Origin of the sequence: Massilia sp. LjRoot122, assembly GCF_964252725.1 — a bacterium.
Taxonomy (GTDB): domain Bacteria; phylum Pseudomonadota; class Gammaproteobacteria; order Burkholderiales; family Burkholderiaceae_D; genus Telluria.
Genome location: NZ_CAXUPB020000003.1, coordinates 87,190 through 111,981, shown reverse-complemented (window position 1 = coordinate 111,981; position 24,792 = coordinate 87,190). Strand labels below are relative to the sequence as shown.

Here is a 24,792-nt window from a genome sequence, read left to right as displayed (position 1 = left end):
TCCTATGCTGCTTTCAACATCGCGCGCATTGCACGCGGTGTCATGTTGTGAATTTTCCCGAGGTCGTCGACGAAGTTTTGAAGGACCGTAGAGAGGTGCAAAAATTCCGCGTCCTCCAACTCCGGCGTTGCCCAATCCAGTCCCGCTTGCGCGGAGTCTGCTTTGAACTTGACCATCTGGTCTTGGTAGTGGTCGAGCGATCCAGGGAGATGAAAGTACACGACGGTCACCGGTTCTTTGCGCTCTACGCGCATCGGACGGTGCATTGCCTGCCCTTCAGTTTTTGCGCTCCAGGAGCGATCGTAGAACAGCACATAATCAGCTTCTGGGATGTTGTAGCCCGCACGGGCGGACGCTTTAGTTGCGAGCAAGTGGTCGGCAGAGCCTCGGATAAATTCATCGTCCTTGGCTTTGACACGACGCTTGATGCTTATCCCGCCGTGGAACTGCACTGCCTTGATTCCGCGTGCGGCCAGCTCGGCAAAGAGCAACTTCACCGTCGCCGGGTTTTCGCAATACAGCAGCGCTTTCTTCCCCCTGGCCGAGAGGTTGACCATGTACTCGACGACTGCACGTTGTTTCGACGTGAGGCCCGGGTACACGCCAAGCCCTTCCACTCCAGCTTGCGGGATGTTCAGCGCTTTTTGTACGGCCTGGAGTTTCGCCAGCAGCAGCGCGAGATTGTTCTTCTCGTCGCTGTCGCGGGCACGGCGGTAGATCTCCGCAAAATCATCGGCAGCCTTCAAGTAGTAAGCCAGGTGCTGGCTGTCCCACTCGACCTCGATCGTCTCAAACTTCGCCGGCGGCAGAGTGATGTACTTTGCGACATCTGGTTCAGCGGTCAGGCGGCGCTTGACATGTGGGGCCAGCCACGCGCGGTACTTTTCGACGTTGGCGATCTTCGGGATCTCACGCTTCGCACCCTCGCGCAGCGTCTCAGAAAATTCGTGCGTGCACCATTCAATTACTACGAAATCATTTCTGATTTTTTCGATGCCGCGGGTAGCGTATTGCATGGTGTCGACCTGCCACGCCTCCAGGAATTGACGACGGTAGCCGTATGGCTGCGCCGCTGTCCCATCCCCGGCCGTGAATAACAGCAGGCCATGTATATCGCGCGGGTAGTTGGCCACCGGGGTGCCGGTTAGTATGTACCGCTTGCGGGCGGATAGCTGAAACAGAGCACGCGACTGGTCGCTATCGAAGTTGGCGAGCCTCTCGCCTTCGTCAGCAGCGACGAGGCCGATGCGGCGCCTCAATGCTTTCGCATACGTCGTGTTTTTGGACACCGATTCATCTACCAGCATCCGAAGGCGCTCGTAGGCGATCAAGTTGATCTGCTTGAGTTGCGAAAGCTTTGCGGGAGCATCGATTACGCAGACGTCCTCAGCACCGATGCCGATGCGGCGAAGCTGCCCGACCATCTCGTCGATCAGTCGTGATTCCACGACGATGAGCCCGTGCTTCACCCCGGACAGGCGGATAAGCGCGACACCCAGCCGGCTCTTCCCACAGGCCATTTGCCACGCCGCGGTCCCTCCCCAAGGTTTCATTGTCATCTCGATGAGGTCATCCAATTGGAAATCCCACGAGAGCCACTTTTCGATGCCGAGCTTAAGCGCCCTGCTGCGCAGGCGGGCCGCTTCTGCCGGATAGGCTTGAGCAAGTCCTTCATGCACAACTTGCCACCCAGCGCTGGCCCCTTCGAGTGTGAACTTGGCCTCGAGGTCGTCTGCACTGATCACATAGTCGCGACCTTTCTTCTCGTACGAATACTTGCCGGACTCTACCCGCTTGAACTCGATCTGCTCGCCTTCTTGAATCACAGGCGACACCCACAACTTTGGGTCCACGTTGTGCGTCTTTTTCGCGATGCCCCGCACGCAGGACATATTCGCGGCGCCTCGGGTCCAGACGGTGTGCCTCAGCGGCATTGTGCCCCGCTGATTGCGCCTATGCTTGCGCTGGATTGCCTCGATCACGCCACGCTGTACGCATGGTTCGCCGCCGGCCTCACGAATCGAGTCGACGAACTTGTTGAACGATGCGACCGGATCCGACTGCATCAGGTACACCTCAACATCGAGCTTCCCCTCACCGTCGAACCTGACGCCGCTTGGCAGCCTGTGGTGCTCGGTCGAGAAGATGCGGCGCTTTAAAACCGCGTTTGCGACCATGGCTTGCGTGAGGCCGCAGAAGTAGCGCAGTTTGACCTTGCGGCCATCCAGGCTGATTCTGACGGTTTGATCACCGGTTACTGGAAGCGTGATTGTCGGCTCTGCAGCGTCGAGCAGCTGATAGCGCAGCTTCGGTTCGCGTGATGCAGTCTTTTCGTAATCCAGCAGGTCAAGAACCGGTACCGGATCGTCGAACGATTCCACGACCTGGTGCAGCGGCGGACGTTTGCTGGCCACCTCCCCAAAAATTACGACGGAGGTGTGGACGTTGGCGTTCTCTTCGCGGAAGGTATTTGCCGGTAGATCGAAAACGGCACGAAGGCGAGATTGCACCTTGTTGGACTGCCAGCATCCGGTGCCCGCGCGAATCGCATCGGCGCTCGAGCGAGGCAGCAGCGCCAGCACAACGCGCGACGCCTTAAGTGCTTGCACGACTGCATACTCATCGCTCGTGGCGCTACTGTCGGGCCCGAAGCGGCCCATACGGGTAAAGCCCTGCTCCGGTTCCAATCCAGCGCTTTCAAGATGCACCGAGAAGGGTGGGTTGATGAGCGACGCGCAGACGCCCTTCGGCCGGACAGTCTCCATTCCAGCGCAGATGATGTCGCACTTGAAGCCAGCTTCGCTGACGACACGTTTGACTTCGTCCACAGTTTGCTGGTGCACGTCGACGCCCAGAAGCATGTGCTTCGTCGGGTCGGCGAACTGCAGCAGTCGGCCGGATCCGATCGAGTTGTCGAGGACCGAATGGATCGGCAGATCGGCGATGAAGCTCCACATCCAGCGAGCGACAAAGTCAGGGGTGAAGAACTGGCCCAGATGTTCCCGGCGTGCGGCCGCGAGCATGCCCATGTTTTCGATCTTGATTGACTTGCGGCTGCCGAGGCTCACGAGGTTTCGCAGAGGGGCATACCAATCGTCTTGTTGTTGCATGATTTCTCCTGTCAGTGCCAGAAGCTGGCGAATAAAAACTGGCAGGCAGAGAGCTTGCCTATCGTGCGATAGGCAAGCCTGGTGGGGCTTGCGGTGAAAGTGTTGAAGGGGTTGGTTGCTGATCAGGTGCCGAACTGGCCGAGGAAGAGTTGTAACTTCTCCGCCGCTGGCTTGCTGAACTTCCAGTCCAGGCTGTCCTTGAAGGCCACGATTTCAAGGCCCGGGAAGGTGAACTTCTCGCGCGATTCAAACGTGAAGCTGTAGTCGCCGATTTTGTGGCGTTCGGGCTTGAGTGCCAGAGACAAAGCGTCCAGGCCGCTCCACTCGAACACGTGGCTCAGCGCGTCGAAGACTTCGTTGACATCACGACGCTCGTAGAGCTTGTAGGGTCCGGTTTTCGAGCCGTAGCTTGCTGGTTCGCTCCGGATGTTTTGGTATGCGATGACAGCGTTGGCCGTGCGGCGCATATCCTTGTCGTTCAGGTGCAGGCGCCGGATTAGCAATGGGGCGAGCTGCTTGTAAAGTGCGACCTGGCCGGCTTCCCCTCCATATGTTTTCTCCAGATAGGCCCAGATTTTCTCGAGGTCGACCGGAATGCCCGTGCGGCGTGGCGCCAGCGGGTCGTCGGGCGTGTTGATGCCGCGGCGAGCCCTTACGGGCGGCTGCTCGAATGCCTTCTGCCAGTTTTCCTGACCTGTCGCGGCCAGCACCTCGCTGACCTCAATCGATAGCGTGTTGTACTGGTTGGAAAACTGCTTCTTAGCGTTGTAGATCATCATGTTGATGGCCTGCTTTGCCAGATCCTCGATCCCGTTTGTTCCAGGGCGGGTCGTCAGCGCAAAACCGAGGACGTCGTTCTCTGCGCCAGACATCTTGGCTGCTGCGGCACTGATCGCTTCCTCAAATTCAATGTAGCGCTTGAAAATGTCATTACGTGTTGCAGGTTGTAGAGGCTCGATACTGGCGACACTGTCTGCAACTGAAGGCAGTGCTGCCAGCACGGGCGCGGTAGGTGCCTGCGCGGTGTTGCGGGGAGTGCTGGCGATCGACAGCAGATCGTCGAGGTCGCCGGTATCGTAATTTCGGCTCGAACGTAGCTTGCTCGGTGAGATTGCTTGTTGGGGCATGTGCTTCTCCAGTGGGTGCCGCAGGGCGGCAATAGAAACTGGATGCGCTGACATTGACGGTGCAGCTTGTCCATCGACGCTTCGATGGACAAGCCCAGGAAGGGCTTGTCGTGAAATTGAAAAGTTAGTTTTTGCTCGATCAACTCAAGCGCCGTACTGGCCCAAGAACAGCCTCAGCTTCTCGGCAACGGAATGGTCAAATTCAAACGTCCACTTCTCCTTGAACGCGATGATGCCGAGTCCAGGGAACGTCTCGCGTTGCCGCGACTTGAAGGTGAAGCAGTAGCCGGCAATAGCTGAGCGGGACAGTGCCGCTTGTAGGTCGTATCGCTCTGCCCAGGCCATCACGCATGCGAGTGCTTGGAATGCCCTGCTGATACGCTGGTGCTCGTTGTAGCTCACTTCAAGCGTGCCCTTCGGAGCGTAGTCTTTGTGATTCGACCATACCCTGACCGTGCAAGCCACATGCCGCTTCGTGGTCGCCACTGCTTCGGTGTCATCGAAGCGGAAGAACTTGATCAGCTCGGCTGCAGCTTGCTTGTATGCCGCAGTTTCGCCGGCGTCGCCGCCGTAAGCATCGGCAAGGTACGCGTGCATCCTGGCCAAGTCGAATGGAACTAGTGCCTCCCGTTCGATGAAGCGCCAATGACTGCGTTCGTCGAGGCCGAGATCGCGAAAGACAGCGCTGCGATCGATGGTCAGCGTGCCACCGGGTGGTGCGTACTGCTTTTCGGCCTGCTTGAGAAGGTTTTCGATTGCCAGGTAAGCGATGTCACCGGGGCTCTTGGTTTCCGGCGTGTTGATCACCGAGTCCCAGTGGTCGCCGAACAGGTGCGCCTCGATCTTCCGTACCTCGAAAGCTAAGGCTGCGATCTTCTTTTGGTACTCCCGGTAGGAAGCAAAGAGGTCATTGCGCGAAGTGGGCATCGGCGGCAGGGATTCCGGCTCCGGCGTTGCTGCTATAGGCGATGCAGGTTGAGGGGTGCTGCGGCTGCTGGTTGATGAGGTGGCCAGGTCGAGCAAGTCATCGAGCTCGGCGGAACTTGCGAAGCCAGTACGGCGGCTAGTGCCACTGGGTACAGGTGATTGTTGAGATTGCATGTGCTCTCCAGTTCGTGCCGCGGTGCGGCGGGGAAATGGAGGCGCCCGAAAAGGGCTTGTCAGGGTGACCTGAGAAGCCGGAGCTTGAGGAAAAACAAACGGCCCTGTCTTACGAGAGGGCCGTTGTTGTGCTGCCAGGGCTGCGCCCTGGAGACTTGTTGATTAACGCGTTGCTGGGCGACGGATGTCGCGCTTCACGAATTTATACGCGGCCACGATCGGCGCAAAAAAGTCACGAAAATCTTGCTTGGCTACTTTTTTAACATGTTGCACGAGTTCGCTCATGTCTTCACTCCTTGAAATCATTATATGCCTTGACTGCAATGTACCTCACAACGAGTGCGGCGTCAATCAAGAGCATGATGCTCTCAAGAGTGTACAGCACTGCCAACGTGAGGCCATCGACACCAAGGCTCTCAATGTATTTCATGAACTTGAACAGTAGCACGGCAGGCAGCGCCACCGCGAAGAAGCTCACAAGGCCAACGACCGCGTGGGTGATGTTATCGAGTACGGTGATATACCACTTCGTTCCGTGTTTCACGTTCTTTCCTTCATAACAAATCCTTTCCAGATTCTCAGTGGGAGGAAGTAATTTCTAAGCCGTCGCTTTTGCCGATATAGCTAGACAGAAGTTCCGGTGCTTTTTTAAGGCCCATAGAGCCACATGACGTCAATGCCGGAAATCCGACAGTGCGAAAGGATTGAGTATTTACTCATCGGTCGTGGACTGATGAGTCATCAATTGAAGGGAAGTAGCGAACGAAGGAAAAACGGTCCAGCTCTCGCGAGTTGGACCGTTCAACAGATCAGCGTGAGGTGACTGATCTTAAGCTATTGCTTTCGCAGAGCCGTTACTCATCAGAATCGTCGCAGAATTCGTCTGCAATCTTTTTGATGATGTACCAAAGTGCGCAGGCAACGTCCAAGGTTACAAGAGCATTGGCAAATCCCGAGAGCAGGAATACCAGGTACGTAGTAGCACCATGCGCTTGCAGCCAGTGAACATAAAGGTCAATACCATATGCAGCGGTGGCGACTAGCAGAAAAATGAACGTCCCCATAATAACGTGGACGGTCATGTTGACGGCAGGATTGTCCCAGCGGCCTTTCTTCGCTGGTTTATCCTGTTGTTTTTGGTTTTTGTTGTTTTTGAATCTATCGTTCATTATTTGTCTCCTTCTATAAGAATCCCTTTCCTTCGGACCATTCCGAATAAAGTTGAACGGTTTATCCAGTAGTTTTAAATTCTCCGAAAAGAATCTAGTCCCGCTGAATTCTGGAATGCCTAAACGGCATGAATACATTGCCGGAAATCCGACATAGTAAAATTTGAATGGTGCTCATCTATACGGGCGTGTGTATAGACGAGAAAGTAACTTTGAGGATGTAAGTCAGCGCGAGAGCAGCGGGCGACGAAGTGGTGCAGGTGGCGCGAGGCCGAAGGGACATTGCCGACAGAGCGACACGAGGATTGTATCCAAGTCATTGCGTAGTAGCAAGTACAACGAGCCCACCCCTCCGGGGGCGGGCTCGTTTGTCAGCAGGGTCCGTTGCCCCTCTTGAATGCGCCGACAGGATAGCTCCAGGTGCCAGCTGGTACGATGATGTCAGCGTAGTAGTTTTCGCTTTCGGCCAGCAAAAGCATCTCGAGCTGGCAGATATGTGGAATGCCACGATCTGCTTGCTGCTCAATGCTCTCACCGTGCTTGATTGTCACACCGAACTCGCGCTCATACGATGCAATCGGCTCGAACGCGCCGGGCATGTACAGGCGGACTGTAGCCCACTCATTCGGTCCAGAAAAAATACAGCCTCTGCAGCTCATGCGACTCCAATTTAGGTGGTACGCCGGGTGGGGGTTTATCAAGTGTCTCTTGAGCACATCCCACACCTGGATCTCCGTGAAGGCATGGACAGGACGGTAGTGGTCGATATGACGGGTATAAGCCCGGCCGTCGCGTAGGTCGTCCCTGTGCTTCTCAAACACAGCGTAATTAGCGCGGTTTGCGGACTCCTCTGCGCGCTCACCAGTGACAACCAAAACGCGCTGTCCACGGAAGCGAAGATCATTCGTCAGGATTCTCGAAAAAACATCAATTTTCAAGGCCGGGGAACAGTAGCGTTGCTGTAAGTTCCCGGTCACCTGCGGAAACATCCGGCGGCGCCCCGGCTTTCCCCGTGTTCCGCCAACCGTTACTACCTCGCCCTCGAGGGTCTCGAACGAAACGGGCGCAGTAGACTGTCCGTCTCGTAGCATCTCGCGTAGGAACCCTCCTTCACGCCATGACTCGATGACGCGGATGCCAAGTACTTCTCCCAGTTTCCGAACGTAGCTGGAACTGACGGGCCAATCCATGAAGTTCGGCCCTTTTCCATCGACCAGGTGGTGATGGATTTCGATGCGGTCCTTTGGGACGCCCGCTTCCAGAATCAGTAGCAATGACGCTATTCCGTCTTTTCCGCCACTTACCGCACAAAGAATTTTGTCGTAGCTCCCCAGGTCAGGAAGGTCTTTCTGCGAAGGTCGCGCAAGCGGCCCTACTTCTCGTTCTTCGATACTGCCGTTGCAATCACGCATTTGCGACTCCTATTCAATGCCGGGGGCCGGCGTTTAGATTCGGAGTGCTGTCGGGGAGACATACCGCTGCGCTTGCGCAGTGATATGGGGGGATCTGAGAAGCATGCGCCACCCCCTGTCAGGAGTGGCGCTGCCGTTACGCAGCAGCAGCTTGAGATGCTGCGGCCGCTTTTTGTTTAGGAACCCGCGCGACGTACCCCATACGCTGCCACACATCCGTGTCGAGAGCGATAGGGCGGGACACGCCAGTTTCCAAGTTCACGAATTTGCCAGAGTAGTTCAACTTGCCGTTCCGGAAGAGCATCCACAGCAGATTGAAGACCTCGTTGGCCATCGTGTTGTTGATGACCAGGCTCTGCTTCTGCAGCGCTTCCGCCACCGAGCAGCTTGGCTTGTCGTCTTTCGCATCGAGCTCGACGTTCACCATATCGGGAAACAGATCGGCAACATGCGGCAGCCGAATTGCTTTGCGGTTGCCTTCATAAAGCTCGCCGATGACGACCTGGCCAGTGTTCTCGCTGTTGCCTGCATCGATGTAGTAGCAGTGATAGCCGCTACTCGCACCGATGATTGCTGCCCGGCCTTTACGGGAATCGACGCAGCCGATGATGATGTCCGCGTTGATGCGATCGGACTTCTTCACCTTCTTCGGTACAGCTTCCCACTTCGTCCCCCAGCACTGATTCAGCCGGTTGATGATGAGCGTTGCCTTGTATTGGCCGACGTCTTGCGGGAAGAAGCACTGGCGCCCGATATTCGCCTTCGACACGATGTCGTCGTCGTAGAGCGTCACCTGCAGGCCATGGGGATGGCCCAGTTCTTTCATCGCAAAATGCAGCTGCATCAGGCGCGGTAGCAAGGCCGAGCCGGTGCCGCCGGCGCCAACCACAGCGACTTTGACGAGTTCGCGCAGGAGTGGCGGATGGATATTGTGTTCGACTTTCATGGGTCAGATTTTCCAGGTTAGATTTTTGAACACGCCGCGTGCACAGAGGCGCGAAGCGATCGAAGGATTGTTGGTGTTGCAGTGACCGACAACGAACGCGTACTTCAGCGCATGCTGGTCGTCAGCGTCGTCGGTAGCCGAGAAGAACGCATGTCCGTGGCTGTGCGAGTGACAGTCCACAACGATGTGAACGCCCTCGGGGAGAGTCGGCAGCTCGTAGTCGAGATGGTCCGCGGTTGCCGTGGTCGATTTCGCGCGGAGCAGTGCGTACTGCCCGGTCTTTTCGTCCCAAGTGATCACAGCGCCGATTTCGACATGGTGATCGTTCTGCGCCCACTCCACGAACTCTTGGAGCAGCGCTCGCGGCAGCTTGCCTGCCTTGAACTCCACGGCCGGTTTCAACTCACCGAAGGGCACAGTCGTTGCGAGCGACGGTCCGACCTGGACGACTACACGAATCCATGGTCGATTCACCTCGAGAAAAGTCCCATTTGCGGCGAGCATGATGCGCTCGCCGTTCCGGTCCAGCGGGCTTAGCTCTGTGAACTTTGGCACGCCGGTGACTGGGCAGGACATTTGCAGTGCGATATCGCGCTTGTCCATCATTTGCGCTCCATCAGTTTGCGAATGGCCTTCATCAGGCCGGCGATCGTCGATTCCTTCGGCACGAGATACTCGACCGGGAATTGTTGATAAACCCCATCGAGCAGCTCTTTCCACAACGCGTACTCTCCGCGTGGATGAGACGCCTTCCGCTCCCCGCCGTTGATGTGCGTGAACTCACTGTCAAAGAAGGCAGCTTCCCATTGCGGAATCGCACCAGTAGCGATCCCGACCGGTCGTGCGGCAGAACCAGCACAGATGGAGCCGTCGTCGTAAACGTTGAAGTAAGGCGCGTGGCAAAGCGGCGTATCGAGCTTTGGCCGCTCCGAGCCAGTCAGCGCGAAGACATACCAATTGCTCTTTACGACCGCGAAGACCAAGCCCGGATGAGGGACTTTCGCGGCTCGCTTGCCCAGCTCCTTCGTGTTAAAGAAGACGTTGCGTTCGCATGCAGGCATCCACCAGACCATGTGATCCGCGGAGATGCTCAGCACGTTTTCAGGGAGGAAGTCGACATTCAAGGTCAGCTGTTTAGCGAGCTGCTCGAACATCGCCACGATAGCCTCGCGCGTCACCGGCTGGCCAGCTGCGATTTGGAAGTCAGGATCGGCTTCGGTGCCGAAGTTCTCGACTTTGTGCTGGGTGGCGTACAGGAAGTCGCCGAGCGAACCCTGGGCACCTTGACGCGAGTACAGCATGATCGCCCTCGAGAGCACGATCGCGCTTTCGCCGGTTTGCAGTTCAAAATTGTTCATCGATTGGGTCATTGCTATTACTCCGCGAAAGCCGAATATGAGAGTGATGGGATCAGCGCATCCATCTTCGATACGAGATCGAGAAGGGCGTCGAGATTATTGAAATAGGTTGCGAGGTCGCTGGCCGTGGTCGGCAGCTGGTCGAGCGAGTGCAGGTCAGTGCCCTCCCCGTTCTCCCACAGATACTGGCCCTCCTGGTCCATGTAGTGTGAGCAGCGATCGTCGTTGTTGAAGAGAAGGATGCAGGCGACCCAATAGCAGCGGAGCCCACGCAGACCAGGGAGGTCTGCTTTCATCTCTTTGACGCGCCGGTAAGCGCGGCGCAGAGCCAAAAGTTTCGTAGCGATTCCTCCGACCTCGACGTTGTAATGGCGAGTCAGTTTTTTCAAGCGCCGGTTAGAGAATCGAACACGGTTCCGCTTGCTGCGTGCCGGCCGCGTCTTTGTCGCCAGATCGAGGCAAAATCCGTTTCCGTAGGCCTCGATTACGGCGTCAGGCATGTAGTGGTCGAGGGTCTCTTCGCAGTCCTCCCCGAAGCGGTCCATTAGTTCCTGCCTGGCCTCTTCATCTTCCACGGAGTCAGCATCGGTTCCCCAAAGCGAATAGCAGGTTTCATTAGCCAGAATGCGCTCAGGATGCTGTACCTCTACAGTTCGATAGCTCGCGCTTACGAGTTCAGTAAAGGCGGTCAGGAATAGTCCTGGCACCATTTTTTCGATCTTGCGAGCGACATCTTCGACGTAGCGCAGGTCGGCAGTTGCTCCCTGTATGCCAAGACACGGGCCGGTGAACTCGTCTCCTTCCCACTGCGGATGGTCGACGGCTGCATTAGCAGCTTCGGCGTCCAGAACTTTGACGTCGAATCGCATATGCTCCAGGCCACCGATGCGCCGCATGAACCACGCATTCAGGCCTTCAGCGACCACCTGTTGCGGCGTAAGAGCCTTCTCGGAAATGTCGTCGGGGTTGATGACTTCCGCGGCTAGAAGGTTGTGCCCCAGCTCGGAAAAGTTAGTTTGGTACTGCACCATTTGCGCGGTGCGAGGAACCGAATTGTGAAGCTTCGGCAGTTGGAAAAGCGAAGGCAGGGATTGCGCTGGAATGACGCCTTCGAGCAGGCGCAATTCGGTGTTGTTGAGTTGCATGTGCTACTCCTTGTACGTTTCCGCAAAGCGGTAGGAAAAGGAGCAAGCCGTAAGGGCTTTCTTGTGCTGTTAGCAGAAGAAAGCCCCCTGATTTCAGGGGGCGGGGGCCGCTTAAAAGATCGGCGGCAGTTGTGAGGATTCCAGAGGCAGCGGCCTGGCACCCGTGCGAGCGTGACACAGGCTAGCCAGCGACGAAGCACACGCTAGTGTCTCTGCGTTGCCGACGATGACCGCTTTCGCGGCCATGTCGTTGGCTAACGTGCGCTGGCCGGACAGGATCGCTGTGATGCGAGCCTTGTCCATGCCCTAGCCCTTCGTTCCGACGTTGCGGGTGAAGGTATACGTCGCGACGTCGTCCTTGATGGTCGGGTCGTTGACGATGGCAGTGCTCAGGTCCGGATACTGGTTGCTGTAGATGTCGCGCACTTCATCAGGGGTGAAGGCCTCGCCCGGGTCGGGAAGGTCGGCACCATTGAAGGAGAACTTGCGGGTCATTTTGATGGCTTGGATAGTCATTTCTCTTTGCTCCTTAAGCGCCCATGAGGCTCAACAGATCATCATTCGCACCAGCCTGCGATTTCGCCGCAGGCGGTGCAGCAGGCGTAGCCGGTGCTGTGTTGCCGGTAGCCGACGGCCCGTCAAGGACGTCGTCGCCTTCGTCATGCACGTCGTCGCGCTGGTCGTCGCCGGCTGGGTCTGCCGTCGCTGCTGGCTGCGAAGACTTCTGCAGCGCCTTCGTGGCCTTTCCAGCTTCGCTCTTCTGAGCTGCGGCCATGATGGTTGCAGTGACAGCGACCTGCTCCTTGAGTCCGGTGCGCGAGGCTCCGAACTCCATGAGGGCGCCGACGAAGCCGGAGTCCAGATCCTGCGGGGTGGCGGCCAGCGCCAGGGGTTGAGCCAGAGCGATGTTCGAGCCTTTTTCAGTCTTGGGCATGACGACCACTTTCATGCGACCGTCCTTGCCAGGTGCCGTGATCTTCACGGTGATTTCTTCGTTTTCCCCGATGATGCCGGCGAGTGCTGTGAACATAGTTTTTCCTTCAAAATTTTGTTAAAAAAAGCGCCGGGAGCGGCGCTTTTCTGGGTTTCATTTACTTGTACATCAGGACCGGAGGGATGGTCGCGGCGTAGTCGAAGTCCTTCACACCGAGCAGTTTCGCGATGAGTGGTTCCTTCTTCTCAGTGAACAGCTTCTTGAAGCCGTCTCCGAGCGCCTTGTCCAGGCCAACCTGCTTGGCAACCAGCTCGATCTGGCTCTTCGTGAACAGGTTGAGGAACTCAGCGTCCATCTTCCAATGCTTGGTCAGGTCGAGCTTGACGTGCTTTGCAAGCCGCGTCAGCTCGGTCTCGGGCAGATCGTTCATCGCCGTGACAGCCAGCATCTTCGTAGCCGTGTCGAGGTTATCCGGACCCATCTGCTGCACCTGGTTGGCAACGGCAATGAGGTCGGAACCTTTTTTCTCGCCAGTCAAGCGCTCGAAGACAGCGGTCATGCCGCTCTGGTTCACGTGACGGATGTTCCCGGTCACTGCCAGCGCGATGAGGTACTGCACCGACAGCTGGTAGTCCTTGGCGACTTCCTTCTTCATCGCGCCACGCCAGATGCCGAGGCGGTATTCCTTCACCTTGTCGCCTTCGCTCACCGTGGTCTGCACCTCAGCTGGCTTAGCTTTTGCCTTGTCCTGGGCCGCGCCTTTCGACGAGTCCTTGGAGTCGGCAGTGCCGGAAGTAGCTTTTGCAAGCGCTGCTTTCGCCTCAGTCTGTGCCCGGATGTTCTCGGCCACTTTCTTCTGATTGCAAACAGGATCGAAGCACTGATCCTTGAAAGCTTTACCGAGGTGCTCCGGGATGGCGCTAATGGCCGCACCGAAGTTGTCGCATCCGCGGCATGCTTCCGCCTGCGCTTCGCCGACACTGCCGGGGCCTTCGGCCCTGATCCGCACCTGCGCGAAGTTGTCGCCTGCACGAACGATCCGGATGACCGGGTATTCTTCCTTGAGGCCTTCCTTCATCGCTTCCAGCGCCGCTTCGGTTTTACCCTTGTAGCAGACACTGTTGGTGCAGCTTCCGTCCGTGATGCAGGCCTCGAACATCGTGCCTTGGACGCTGCTGTTGTGCTGGCAGCCAGCGCAATCGGTCTTGTCGAAAATTGCGGCCGACAGCTTGGATGCAGCTTTCTCGATGAGCGATTTCAGGTCATTGACCGTGACGCCGCGCTCGATAACTGCCGGAAGCAGCTTGTCCTGATTTTCCTTCGCGAGAGACGCGAACAGCTCGGCATGCCCCAGCTTGATGACGCGCTCGTTGAGGGCCTTTTGGACCTGTTCCGAGCAATTCATCAGCGCCACACGCGAGTCCAGCTTCGAGCGGGACCAGCTGAGCAGACGTGCTGCTTCATCGCGGTCGCCCTTCACCTGGCCAAGGATCTTCGCTGCCGATTTACCTTCTTCGGTAGGCGACATATCCGCGCGGATGGTGTTCTCGATGTTGGCCAGAACGTCCGCTTCTTCTTCGGTGCAGTCGACGATCATCACCGGCATGTCGTACTCATCACCGTGAGCGGCGGTAGCCGCGCGATAGCGGCGCTCGCCAGCGATGATTTTGTACTTGCCGTCGCCGATCGGGCGGATCAGGATCGCCTGCGCGATGCCATTCACGCGCACCGAGTCGGTCAGTTCCTGCATTTCCTTCGGGTCGAAGTAATCGCGGGGATTGTTGCCAGGCTCGATGAACTTGAGCTTGACGATGCCGGGGGTGCGCACCAGGGTGCTGACGTCCCGGGCTCCTGCTGCGACCGACTCTGGCGAGACGATCTGGATCAGGGCGTGGGGCGTGGTGGCGTTGCTTGCTTCAGGTGCTGCGGTGGTGTGTGCTGCGGTTTCGGTGTTGATGGTGGCGAGGGATGCGTCGACGATAACTGCCGACGGCGCCGATGCGCCAGCTTGCAGGCCAATAACTTGCATTGGAATTCTCCGAATTATGCCGAATACCGGCGTTAGAAATTCAGAGCGAAGTGAAACTTTCGAGTGCGTGGCACTGGAAAGTTACTTTAGACAGCGACAAAGCGCTTTTGGTGGGATAAGTGCCGCATAGCGACCTGCGTAGAGTATCGCAAATCTTGGCCATATGCAATCTTTCGCTGAGGGGAGTCTCCCCTCAGCTTGGATCAGCGTTGTTGGTCAAGAAGCGTGCATGGGCTCATTTTGCCACTGCCGGCACTGGCCACATTTTGCGTCATCGAGGTACTTGTAGTAAGTCAGGTCGGGCGATTCGCAGGCCTTGCAGATGCAGTCGCCTGCGATGAAGACAGACGATGGCTCTGGGTCATCACGACGCATGAATACGATCGGGGCTGGTTTGGTTTTGTGTTTTTGTGGTGATTGCGTGTACATGAAGGAACTCCGTAATTTACCGCGTGGCGGCCTTTAAAGTCGTTCCAGTGAGGCTGTCCGATGCAGTGCATGGGAAAGCCGAATGCAATCCACAGAGGCCCCTTACTGGCGGCGTCCGTGGTTGCATGGCGTGAGCGGTCTTTCAGGCCGCGGTTGTTGGATTAGACGGGCGACAACGCGTCCGCAAGGATAGCGATGACCTGTTCACGGGGGCGGGCCGACATATCGCCGACTTCTTCCTCGATCCTGGTCAGCACATCCGGCTTGGACGTGTAGCCCTTGCCGTACTTGCTGAAGACATACCGGTTGAAGCTGGGCATGTCGATTTGCATGGCTGCCACCTTGACCGCGATCGACATGAGCTTCGCCACGCAGACGTTACCCACCTTCGACATATCTTTCAGCATCTGGACAGCTTTGCCGGTAGCAGCTGGGTCGTCCTCCCAACCAGCGCCGACCTTGATGTCGAAGTACTGGATCGCGACACCTTCATCGAGCTCCATTGCAGTGATCATCTGATCGAGCTGATCGCTCGGATCGTCCGAACTACTGCCACCCTGCCCTACTGGATTGGCATACTGCGTTCGAGCGCCATCGTCGATGACCGCTGGCGCCGGCAGCAGATCTGCACTTGGCATTCCTTTCGGAGCGGCTAGCCAGGCGACTGGAGTCGACGCCGCTGGCAGTGCGATGGTGCGACCGGTTTGCAGGAGGCGTCCAATGTCGATGTCGGCCTGCAGCTTCGGCACCCACTGGTTCCCGGTCTTTTTGTTGCCCCCTTCATCGAAGTACGTACGCTGCTCGAGCACCTTCGTGATGTAGAAGACAGGAGCATCGGGTTTGCTGGGATTCATCCGAGGGATGGTACCGAGCGTATCCAGGATGCGTTGCAGGTCCATCCAGATGCCCTCAGCGGCGTACTCCGAGCTGGTTTCCATCACCATCAGGCCGGTAGTGGGAATGCCCGGGATGTAGAACATGAGCCGGCCGCGGAACTTGCACTGTCCCTGCTGGAACTCATGGCAGATGCCTGGTTCACATTGACCGCGAACCACCTTCTCGCGCCGGGGCATTTTTTTGATGCGCCGCGTTTTGTTCAGCGCCAGCTGCTCTGCCGTGATCTCAGGGAGATAGCGGCAGTAGCGAATGCCATCTTCACCGTAGTGCGACTCGTAGTTCGGGTCGCCACCGTGACGCTTGAACTGGTTCGGGTAAACCTCATTCATGTCGTCGGAGTGGAAGACAACAGGGAATCGGTACAAACGCTTTTCGGCGTCACCGTCGCGGACTTCGCCGTAACGATCCACAATCATCTGAGCGATTTCGGGCATGCCGAAGTCGCTCGCCGCCACGCTGAAATACTGCGTGTTTCGAGGGAACATCGGGTTGGTAAGGTCAGTAACTTCCTTGATCTTTTTCTCGATCTCGGAAAACTTCAAACGCTTTGCGACCCCCTCTTTGTAGAGTTGCACAGCCCTCGGGTTCTGCTGGGCGGCGTTGGTCAGAACCTTGATGCCAGGTCGGATCTTCCCGGCGTGCTTGATCTGGTTGTCGGTGCTTGCGGCCCTCGAAGAGAGGATCGACATTCTGATTGGTGCGTTCATTTCGGTTTCCTTAAACACGGCGTTCGCCGGTTGGTTGTTGACAGGCGTGCGCCTGAAATTCGACTTGCATGCCTCGTGCGAGGCGTCGAGAAAACCGAGTGCGCTAAGCACAGGTATGAACGGTCAGACCAGTGCAGAAGGTTGTGAGGGGCTTTCGCATACTCGGTAGCATGAGAAAACCCCCTGAGAGGGGGTTAGGCCGTGAGGCCATGGAATCAGACTTCTTCCATAAGTTCGAGCATGGTTTCCTTCATCGCGCGGCCGGCACCGAACCAGCTGCTGTCGAGGCGGAATTCCTGATTGCGAGCGCGGACATGGTAGTCAGCGTATTCGGTTACAGCATTGATGAGGCCCCAGCCGGTGCCGGCGACGCCATCGATTTGCGAGCCCCTGCCGGTTTTGTTGAACAGGTCGAGGACTTTGACGAAGCCTTTCGACTTACGGATATCGCCTTGACGACCGAGGTTAGCGAACATGGTTTCGACAAGCTCTTCTGCCGTGGAGCCGGACAGCGACTTGTTGGAGAACAGGCGCATCCGGGTCATGAAGCTGCCGAACACGTTATCCGCGTCCAGGCCCAATTGCAGCTTGACGCTGTTCGGGTTGAACTCGGTGTTGTGGCGGACCGACACGCGCTTGGCAGAACCGCCGCTCAGGCTCATTTGGAGCGTGTTATTGCACACGACGCGGACGCTGGTGAACATCGCGGTGGTAGCCAGGCCCGAGTCGCAGCTGCTGACCAGGAGCAGGTAGGTGCGCACCGTGTCGCCGTCGACTACCTCAGCATCGAGGTTGGTGCGCGCCAGTGCCCAGAAGCGCTTGCCGCCCTTGAGAGTGCCAGCGGTTTCCAGCTCGAAGCCGTGCTGCGCGACCAGGTCGCGGAAGAATTCCAAGACCTGTGCTGGCTGAACGACGTTGTAATAATTGGACACCACGTTCAGTGGCGCCTTCGTGTCGCTGCGGTACAGCACTTCCTGCTGCGGCCAAGTTGTGAGCACAGCATCAGGATCGACAATGATGCCGCTTTCCGTAGTGCCCTCGCTGCGCCAGCTCGATGCGCTGAACTGGACCGGTGCACGCATGATTTCCCAGTTCATACCGGCAGCGATGCGCCAGTCTTCGACGGATGCGCCCGGTACCAGAATCTGGCCCAGACCGTGCCAAGGGGTTTCGCCAACGAAGGCCATTTCAGCGAGGCCGTTTGTGAAGGTGAGTTCGTGTGCCATGGAGTGCTTTCGGAAAGTAAGTTTTTACAGGAGGTTTTCGTAGGTCGCGACGTAGACGCCCTTGCGCAGCTGGACAGCCGGATAGCTGCCTGCGACGAGACGATCGAACGAGGCGCGTGCTTGCGCTTCATCCATCGGCTTGCCGTTCTTCAGCAGCTCTTTGTCTTCGTGCTTGTAGGGGCTGAGCATCGCCGTGCGAACGATGTAGGTGACGCCGGCGCCGTGCGTTTCCTGCATCAGCAAACGCATTTCGCTTTCGCCGGTTTTGGCGCGAACGATACGGATGGCCTTGCGGGTAACGGTGTCTGCCGGGGCCACAGTGACCAGCGGAAGCTGGCCGACGGCGCGTGCCAGCGGAAGATCGGGAACAGCGACTGCGTCGTCCGGGAAGAACGGCGGCGGCAGGCTGTCGAAGGTGAAGTCGTAGGTTGCGGTGTTCATGATGATGCTTTCAATGAGAGAACCGACGTGCGATGGACGAGGAAGTGCAAACAGCGCGCATAAGGCGCTGCAGCACGGGCCGGCGCTTGTGCGCCTGCTGCGTGTCGATGCAGTAGTCGATGAGGTTGCGATTGCCGTCTGTGATGAACAAGCCAAAGACGAACGTGCTTTGGCTGCTGGTGACGGTCTGGAATTGATAGATGCAGCAGGCGGTGTGCTGGAAAAGCTGGCGGTTGCGCTCAAACGTGGAAAGCACGAAATGGGCGCGGTCCTTGAACATGGCTACGGCCGCAGTGAGGTCCAGTCGCTGGAGCTCGCCCGCGGCGTATTGCAGGTTCATTTCGTCGTTCACACAATCGTGTGCGCGAACGAATTTGGAGATCTGTTGCGGGGTGTCGGCGTTGCCGACAGTGATGTTGCGTAGGGAATTCTCGAACGTCTTATGACCAACGTCCGGACATTTCAGTACGGAGGGAGGCATGCCATTTCCTTGCCGCGGTGCGGCTGTTTGAAATGGTCGGGGCGGTTTGATACGCCTCTTCAATGCGTGCGCATGGAAGAAGCTAAATTTGGCTACCTGCGGAGAGGTATAAAAAGAAGTTGCCGCAAAGCGACATTCGGACTTTACTCGATTTCTGTCACACGGACAACTTTTTTTCGGAAGCGATAAGCGGTCGTTTTTTCGACGCACTCAGCCCGGGACGGAGAGAGCACCGCGTTATGCTCGCGTGAACGCGCTTCTCTTGCTGCTCGGTTGTGCACGTCTGCACCAAGCGCAGCAACCTGTCCACTTAACGTCAACTGAAGATATGAACGAAAAAGCCCAAAAACTACTTGTCGCAATGGATGAGAAGCTCTGGCTGCGAATGCTAGTCCTCCTGCTCCCCGGCCTTGTCCTGGGCAAGGTAGCCGGGCAATTCCCCGGCGTGATCTTAGGTGTGGTCGGGACAGTAAGTCTTGTCGTCGGCATGGCCGCCTTCCTGATGTGGCCACGCCTGCGTTCGCTACTGCTGGGGCCAGATCAAATCGATGAGGAATCGGGTGATGATGCGCTGCAGGGTGAACACCAGGGCATCGAGCCAGCTGGTGTCGAGCCACGCGCAGGAATGGAAACGGCCAAACTCATGGCCGAGCTGCTGGAACTGTTTGGTGGTTCCGGTGCGCAGTTGGTCGACGCAATCCAAATGGAGCTCGATGTGAACGCACGCCTTTCATATGCAGAGGCCGTCGAGATGGCGCACCGTCGAAAACGGATTCAGTCGGCACGGTCGTAAAAAAAGGGCGCTCACGGCGCCCTTCCTTTTTGCCTATATCCGATCAGGTGCCCGTCTGGAAGTTGGCTGCCGAGAACCAGACGCCTGCGCCCAGCGCCACCAGCAGCGCGACGAGTGCGGTGGCTGACAACGAGATTGGCGCCAGCGGCAGGAACGCGAACAGGCCGCTCATCAACACCACCAAGTGCGTCGACGAATAGAAGAAGACGGGGTTGGAGGTCTCGAACTTGTACTTCTTGCGTGCACGAACTCCCGAGCCGTCCACGGCCGCGGCGATCGCCAGGGCCAGCAGCGGCAAGAAGAAGATCTGTGCGAGCACATATCCTCGCCACATGGCCTTGTAGACCATCATCCACACGCCGTTGATCCAGTTCTGCGCAACCCCCTGGCCGCCGGCGTAGCCATTACCTCGGAAGAACGCTTCAGTCTTCGGCTTGATGCCGGTCTCGATGAACAACGAAGTGAACTTGTTGTTCGCTGACTCGGTTAGCGTGTTGATGTCGATATTCATGCTCTCGACCATCGCTACTTCCGTTGGACTGATCGGCTGATCAGGCAGGACGAGAGGTATGAAAACCAGCGACAGGATTGGCAGGAAGAGACACCACAGGATGAGGTGCCGGCCAAACGAGTTGCTGACAGATACAGGATGGACAGCCATTTATCACGCTACCAGTTCTTGCCCGTTGAACAGCTCGCTCAGGGAGCGCTGATCCAGCATTGTGCTCGGAATGATCTTCGTCATCATGAAGGTTCGGGCCAGCATCGGGGCAATCTGGCATTCCTTGCGCTTGACGGTTGGCTTGGCGTTCTGCAGCTGGGCCAGGAAGGTACTCAGGCCGGAGGCGAAAGGCGTCCATTCGATCTCGCCTTGGCGAGTCTCGACCACGATGTCCTGGGCGAACACATCGCAGCTATATTCGAGGAGCGCGTTGACGAACGCAGCACGGGCCGCATCCTCATCCTCTTCTCGTTGGACGAACTCGGCCAGTGCTTTCTTCACCGCTGTCACCAGCAGCGGCTTGCCAGCTGCATCGATCGACTCCATGCCGACGTAGCCCGCGAAGCTCATCGCTATCTGTTCAAGCAGCGGATGCTGAATCCATACGACTTTGGCGGTCGCCTGGTCGCCAGTGGCCTTAACTGCATCCGCGAGGGTCTTCTTTTCGTTCACTTTGCACCTTTTCCGGTATTTTTATAGCTCTGCATGGTCATGATCTTCCCACCGCCGTTTATGTGTGTCGATCTAAGTCGACTAATGTCTACTCTAACTATTTTCTCAGGGAAAGAAGCGTGTGTTTTACTACAATGCGCAATATTCCCCCGCACAGTTGAAAATGTGTGGTGTCACTTCAACAAAGGAAGTCTTCCTTTGTAGAGCGTGCTGCCGGCGAGGAAGGCGAAGTACTGAAGGCCCGGCAGCCTGGTGAGCAGGTCAGGGCTGACGAATGGGATCTCGGTTTCGCTAAGCGAGCGGCTGGTCGATCCGCTGAACTCCGTGAAGGACTTGGACGAGCCTGACCCAGTTGAGTGGGTAACCCGCACATCTCGGGCCGCGGTCTGGCCGAACGACGTAGCGATCCATTTCGCCATGTCAGGATCTTTAACCCGCAAACAGATGACATTGTTTAGGTTACCAAGGGCTTGGCCGGTGCGTGCATTGTTTCCGAAAACCACGTCGAAGTCGGCAATGGTTTGAGTTGCAATGAAGGCTTTAATGCCGGCGCCACCGCCTTTGTTCAGCAGCTGAATGCCCTGTTCGTTCATTACCTCGGCTGCTTCGTCGATAAACAAATAAATGTCTTCTGGATCGCGGAAATTGTAGATTGCACCAGCAACGCTGGCCATGTCCGCAAGAAGGATCGAGCCGATTGCCGAGCCAATGATTTTGTTGGATAGTGAATCCAGCCCGACGTAGAGTACCGCCTTTTCCTCAATGATTTTCTGCGTGTCGTAAATGGGTCGCGTGTCATTCATATCCAGCGGATCAGGCGACAGCATTGCGCCCAATTCGTCCGAGCCGAGCATTTCAAGAATTGGCTCCAAAACCTGGATCATCTTGCTGTAGTGCTCTTTGGAATGGTGCACCATCGAGATCAGTGAAGAAATCGCTTCATCGTCCAAATTCAACGATTGGAATTTCCCGATCATTCCTTCCAAGCGCTCGGAACCGATGGGAGATTTTTGGTTGGAAGCGCGCGGCTGCTTCTGGACATACGACTGTAGGTCCTGGTCCCATGCGCCGCCCTGCAGGGCATAGAGCTTCTTCTGAATGAGGCGCTCGAGCAGCGGCTCAACGCCATTTTGCACGTACTCCTTGGCGCTTTTGATCGTAGGGCGAGTGCCATCGGCGACCTGGGCGCGCATCACTCGGAAAAGGGTTTTCCATGCGAACGCGCCAAAAGTGCCTTCTGCATCGATGAGTTGACCAATTCGGGTGGCGGCTTCTGAAACAGTGTTCCAATTTGCCAGGGGGTTCAACCGAATAGAGCGCGAGGGATGGGCTGGGTGAAAGTAAAGGAACTTTCGGCCGGCTCGCTCGCATTCATTGCGCACCCGCTTTTCCCAATCCTTATCGCCTTTCGGATCGATAATGATTAGAATCTTTTTTGCATTAACGATCTGCGCGGATAGCAATTCGTAAAGTCGAGTTTTGCCGGCGCGGGTAGTTCCGACGATAAGCGTGTGGCCGGATAACGCCTCGATTGGAAGCGTTAATTCCTCTTCTTCTGTGCTTAAGCCGTGAATCCACGAAACGCCGATAGCATCCTCTTTCAATGGCACATGGTTCGGGGGCTGGATTGCTTTCAACAACGGAGATGGAAGCCACGACGGAGGCCCCTGGATTTCGCCAGGGCTTCTGAACATAATCTGCCGTGCCACTTCCGCATGATGTTGGGTCCAGCGGAAACCGCGGCCTAGATAGAATCCCCCCTTCCCGCTCGTCTCGGTGATTTTCCTGCCGTCGAGCTTAAGGTGCTTCCGAGAGAGCTTGATGGCCTCTTCAACCGGAATCATCTCGACGCGGAGCGCAGAGATAGATGCGCGGAAGCGGTACAAATCAATCGCCTGCTTACCGCGTAAGGCAGAGGCGGCCATCATACCGACCGCGAGGACCGGCCACATTGGCGGGTGAAGAATGCTGAAAGCAGCCGAAGAGGCTGCCCAGGTTGCGCAGGCCGGCAGCTCGTAAGCTGGCCGAAACATATCGTGATAGGTCCGAGCCATGTTCTCGACTTCAGATTAGGAAACTTGTGGTTGGGTGGATTCGGGCGCCGGTGCTTCAGCGAATAAGAGCGCGCTTAACGAAGGCTGCACAACGATACTGCGTGCGTCGTCGGATCGCCGTATCACCAGGTTCGCGCCCTCCATCATCTTGCGGATGGCGGCGCCGGAGGTGCCGAACATGCCGAGCATGTTGATGGGGACTTCAATGCCCTCGTCTGTCGTCTTTAAATGGTCGCGCAGCGAACCGTAGCGCGGATGCATCTTCAGCGCGGCAAACCACTCGATGAGCACACGATCCGCGCCGCGCAGCGGGTCACCTTGCGCAAGAGCTGGCGCTGGTGCGGGTGGTGCGTCAGGAACGGCTGAAGTCGGCGCCTGACCAAGGGTGTCACCAGATCCCGGCGTAGGCATGGGGTGGGCCGGGACAACTGCGGGCTGGGGTGCGTGAGTAGGAGATGCTGGCACATGTGCAGGCTTGGCACCCGCCGGGGCCGCTGGAGCAGCAGGCGGCTGGGCGGGCTGGCCTACCGAAGAAGGCGTCGCGAGCGGATTGGTCGGCACCGTAGGGTTCGCGACGGCGACGACGCGGTTCGCGATAGCAGTCGCTTCAGACGTAGTGATCCCGATATCGTTCGACGGTTCGCGGAATACCGAGGCCTGTTTCGATGTGTAGTGCTCCAGTACCGCTTGCGTGGAAGATCGCACGACGCGAGCCAGCGTGCTCTCGACGCCGTTCATGGAGGATTTGATGTTGACGCCTTCGTACAGCATCATCACTGCACGTTTGTCGAACAATTCAAGCAGCCCGACAGGTATAAAACGCGCGGCGATCGCAGCGCATACTGGGGCGGTGAGGGGCGCTTCTGCGCTGCGCCAAGAAAATGCTGAGTTCGGTCGTTTGGCCAGCCATCCAGCCAAAGATTCGCGCGACGTCAGGGGATGATACTCATCGCCGTCGAAAGTAACTTTTCCAGCTCCATTCACCATTGCGACACTGGTGGCAAGGGTCGCGACAAAACTCATGAACTTGCACTGCGGCTCCAGGCGGCGGCGCTCTTCCGCGCCAATCTCGGGAAAGTAGATCACGGTGCTTGCGTAGCGGTAGGCAACCATCGCCGCAATGAGGCCAAAGTCCCAGGCGCCGCGCCCCGTCGAGAACGTGGTCGGTGAAAGAGGTAGGCCTTGAACGTGGTTGGCGTACGCGGTTAGAACCGGCATGCACAATCCGTTGAATTGTGCATCCGGCAGTCCAGCGGCAGTCTTGATGCCTTCGATCGCGCCAGCGGATTCAGCGATGAGCTGCGCGGCGTCTATAGGAGCGGTAAGTCGATTCATCTGAGGATTATCTTCCGCGCATCAACTGGAGGACGCGGCGAATGCTCGCGAAATACACGAACTCCTCAGTATTTTGACGGATTTGACGCGCCAATCGTTGTGACTCTTGCTGGATTGGAAAGTGTTTTTCCGGATTCGGGGCCACGTGGCCCCCGGCACTTAGCGTGCTGCTGATCGAGCGATCTGCAGCCGGAGCAGCGTGAGGACAGCTACGGGGCCACGTGGCCCCGAAGCTGAAGTCTGTTCATTCGTCGCCGAGAGTTGTCACCATATCCATGGAAGTGACATCGAACAGTGGGTATATGTCGCTGCAGTCATCCGCGAGGCATACGTGCCACTCACCTCGAAGCAAGTAAGCCGCAAAACGATGAGTCGATCCCTTCCGCGCATTCCCCAGCTGGACCTTACATGCCAGGGCGTGCCCGGCAACTCTCAGGGTGGCATCGGTCCAGGCCGAGATGCCCTTTACAAATGCTCCATCAGACGATGGAACGACTGTGAGTAGTTCGACACCGAAGTGTGTCTCAATTGCCTCAATTTGTGGGAGTGTAAAAACGCTTGCGCCACTAAGTTTCCGATAGGCCTGGGCGCTTGCAACTCCGAGAACTGTGGACAAGGTTTTAGCGTATCCAGAGGCGGGGACTCCGGCGGCGGCGAGTACGCGTTTGACCTGCAAAACTAGGTCCCTGCGTCTCTTCTCCAAGCTATCCATATCTATAGTTATATATTTGCAAAGTGTAGAGAATACCCGCTTTCTAACACTAAGTGAATTGGAAAAGCTCATGCAGATCAGATACTTACACCAGCACGGGCGTTCTAATTCTCACTAAATGTCACATGTCGCAATAAAAATACGCACAAGACAACTTTATTTCTCGCGGGATACATTTTCTCTTGACAGGATAATGTGACGAGGAAATACTG

Annotated in this window: 24 protein-coding genes; 1 reads left to right on the top strand and 23 read right to left on the bottom strand. The window is 57.1% G+C overall.

All coding sequences use genetic code 11. From position 1 onward, the window contains the following. Window positions 1-2 precede the first annotated feature (2 nt). The 18 genes from ACSQ25_RS24750 to ACSQ25_RS24665 all read right to left on the bottom strand — a co-directional run bounded on the left by ACSQ25_RS24750 (window position 3) and on the right by ACSQ25_RS24665 (window position 18,512). Window positions 3-3,110 carry an SNF2-related protein gene (locus ACSQ25_RS24750; RefSeq protein WP_436108392.1) on the bottom strand — a complete coding sequence of 1,036 codons (3,108 nt, stop codon included), beginning with the start codon at window positions 3,108-3,110 and terminating at the stop codon, window positions 3-5. Window positions 3,111-3,232: 122 nt separating this feature from the next. Further along, entirely contained in the window at window positions 3,233-4,237 is a 1,005-nt protein-coding gene (locus ACSQ25_RS24745; RefSeq protein WP_436108391.1) for a hypothetical protein, read from the bottom strand. A 144-nt stretch (window positions 4,238-4,381) separates the two neighbouring features. After that, window positions 4,382-5,338, bottom strand: coding sequence for a hypothetical protein (locus tag ACSQ25_RS24740; RefSeq protein ID WP_436108390.1), 957 nt, complete (start codon window positions 5,336-5,338; stop codon window positions 4,382-4,384). A gap of 162 nt (window positions 5,339-5,500) precedes the next feature. Then, complete coding sequence (locus ACSQ25_RS24735) at window positions 5,501-5,623, bottom strand: hypothetical protein (RefSeq protein ID WP_436108389.1); 123 nt, start codon at window positions 5,621-5,623, stop codon at window positions 5,501-5,503. A 4-nt stretch (window positions 5,624-5,627) separates the two neighbouring features. Next, window positions 5,628-5,882 (bottom strand): hypothetical protein, encoded by a 255-nt coding sequence (locus ACSQ25_RS24730; protein ID WP_436108388.1) that lies wholly within the window; start codon window positions 5,880-5,882, stop codon window positions 5,628-5,630. 310 nt (window positions 5,883-6,192) lie between these two features. Next, a complete protein-coding gene (locus tag ACSQ25_RS24725) occupies window positions 6,193-6,507 on the bottom strand; it encodes a hypothetical protein (protein WP_436108387.1) in 315 nt (104 codons plus the stop codon). A 371-nt stretch (window positions 6,508-6,878) separates the two neighbouring features. Next, entirely contained in the window at window positions 6,879-7,919 is a 1,041-nt protein-coding gene (locus ACSQ25_RS24720) for a phosphoadenosine phosphosulfate reductase domain-containing protein (protein WP_436108386.1), read from the bottom strand. 136 nt (window positions 7,920-8,055) lie between these two features. Beyond that, on the bottom strand, window positions 8,056-8,865 hold the full coding sequence (locus tag ACSQ25_RS24715; RefSeq protein WP_436108385.1) for a PRTRC system ThiF family protein: 810 nt from the start codon (window positions 8,863-8,865) through the stop codon (window positions 8,056-8,058). A 3-nt stretch (window positions 8,866-8,868) separates the two neighbouring features. Next, window positions 8,869-9,471 (bottom strand): PRTRC system protein A, encoded by a 603-nt coding sequence (locus ACSQ25_RS24710; RefSeq protein WP_436108384.1) that lies wholly within the window; start codon window positions 9,469-9,471, stop codon window positions 8,869-8,871. Further along, window positions 9,468-10,235, bottom strand: coding sequence for a PRTRC system protein B (locus ACSQ25_RS24705; protein ID WP_436108383.1), 768 nt, complete (start codon window positions 10,233-10,235; stop codon window positions 9,468-9,470). The genes ACSQ25_RS24710 and ACSQ25_RS24705 overlap by 4 nt, the downstream gene beginning before the upstream one ends. 5 nt (window positions 10,236-10,240) lie before the next feature. Beyond that, window positions 10,241-11,368: a hypothetical protein gene (locus ACSQ25_RS24700; protein ID WP_436108382.1), complete on the bottom strand. Its 1,128-nt coding sequence runs from the start codon at window positions 11,366-11,368 to the stop codon at window positions 10,241-10,243. Window positions 11,369-11,674: 306 nt separating this feature from the next. After that, window positions 11,675-11,884 (bottom strand): PRTRC system protein C, encoded by a 210-nt coding sequence (locus ACSQ25_RS24695; RefSeq protein WP_436108381.1) that lies wholly within the window; start codon window positions 11,882-11,884, stop codon window positions 11,675-11,677. A 13-nt stretch (window positions 11,885-11,897) separates the two neighbouring features. Beyond that, window positions 11,898-12,398: a PRTRC system protein E gene (locus ACSQ25_RS24690; RefSeq protein ID WP_436108380.1), complete on the bottom strand. Its 501-nt coding sequence runs from the start codon at window positions 12,396-12,398 to the stop codon at window positions 11,898-11,900. A 61-nt stretch (window positions 12,399-12,459) separates the two neighbouring features. Beyond that, window positions 12,460-14,331: a PRTRC system ParB family protein gene (locus tag ACSQ25_RS24685; RefSeq protein WP_436108379.1), complete on the bottom strand. Its 1,872-nt coding sequence runs from the start codon at window positions 14,329-14,331 to the stop codon at window positions 12,460-12,462. A gap of 590 nt (window positions 14,332-14,921) precedes the next feature. Further along, complete coding sequence (locus ACSQ25_RS24680; protein ID WP_436108378.1) at window positions 14,922-16,364, bottom strand: recombination directionality factor; 1,443 nt, start codon at window positions 16,362-16,364, stop codon at window positions 14,922-14,924. Window positions 16,365-16,579: 215 nt separating this feature from the next. Beyond that, the gene (locus ACSQ25_RS24675) at window positions 16,580-17,590 is read right to left on the bottom strand and encodes a DUF932 domain-containing protein (protein WP_436108377.1); all 1,011 of its coding nucleotides are present in this window, start codon (window positions 17,588-17,590) and stop codon (window positions 16,580-16,582) included. Between the two features lie 24 nt (window positions 17,591-17,614). Next, window positions 17,615-18,031 (bottom strand): hypothetical protein, encoded by a 417-nt coding sequence (locus ACSQ25_RS24670; RefSeq protein ID WP_436108376.1) that lies wholly within the window; start codon window positions 18,029-18,031, stop codon window positions 17,615-17,617. A gap of 10 nt (window positions 18,032-18,041) precedes the next feature. Continuing rightward, the gene (locus tag ACSQ25_RS24665; protein WP_436108375.1) at window positions 18,042-18,512 is read right to left on the bottom strand and encodes a hypothetical protein; all 471 of its coding nucleotides are present in this window, start codon (window positions 18,510-18,512) and stop codon (window positions 18,042-18,044) included. 328 nt (window positions 18,513-18,840) lie between these two features. Between ACSQ25_RS24665 and ACSQ25_RS24660 the strand changes: the two genes are divergently transcribed. After that, a complete protein-coding gene (locus ACSQ25_RS24660) occupies window positions 18,841-19,305 on the top strand; it encodes a hypothetical protein (RefSeq protein ID WP_436108374.1) in 465 nt (154 codons plus the stop codon). 43 nt (window positions 19,306-19,348) lie between these two features. Here the strand turns inward: ACSQ25_RS24660 and ACSQ25_RS24655 are convergent, their stop codons facing one another. From ACSQ25_RS24655 to ACSQ25_RS24635, 5 genes are all read right to left on the bottom strand, one after another. After that, entirely contained in the window at window positions 19,349-19,816 is a 468-nt protein-coding gene (locus tag ACSQ25_RS24655; RefSeq protein WP_436108373.1) for a DUF4400 domain-containing protein, read from the bottom strand. 153 nt (window positions 19,817-19,969) lie between these two features. Beyond that, complete coding sequence (locus ACSQ25_RS24650; protein ID WP_436108372.1) at window positions 19,970-20,479, bottom strand: hypothetical protein; 510 nt, start codon at window positions 20,477-20,479, stop codon at window positions 19,970-19,972. Window positions 20,480-20,652: 173 nt separating this feature from the next. After that, window positions 20,653-22,533: a conjugative transfer system coupling protein TraD gene (gene traD, locus ACSQ25_RS24645; protein WP_436108371.1), complete on the bottom strand. Its 1,881-nt coding sequence runs from the start codon at window positions 22,531-22,533 to the stop codon at window positions 20,653-20,655. A gap of 15 nt (window positions 22,534-22,548) precedes the next feature. Next, complete coding sequence (locus ACSQ25_RS24640; RefSeq protein WP_436108370.1) at window positions 22,549-23,868, bottom strand: TraI domain-containing protein; 1,320 nt, start codon at window positions 23,866-23,868, stop codon at window positions 22,549-22,551. 244 nt (window positions 23,869-24,112) lie between these two features. Next, entirely contained in the window at window positions 24,113-24,580 is a 468-nt protein-coding gene (locus tag ACSQ25_RS24635) for a helix-turn-helix domain-containing protein (RefSeq protein WP_436108463.1), read from the bottom strand. Window positions 24,581-24,792: the final 212 nt, after the last annotated feature.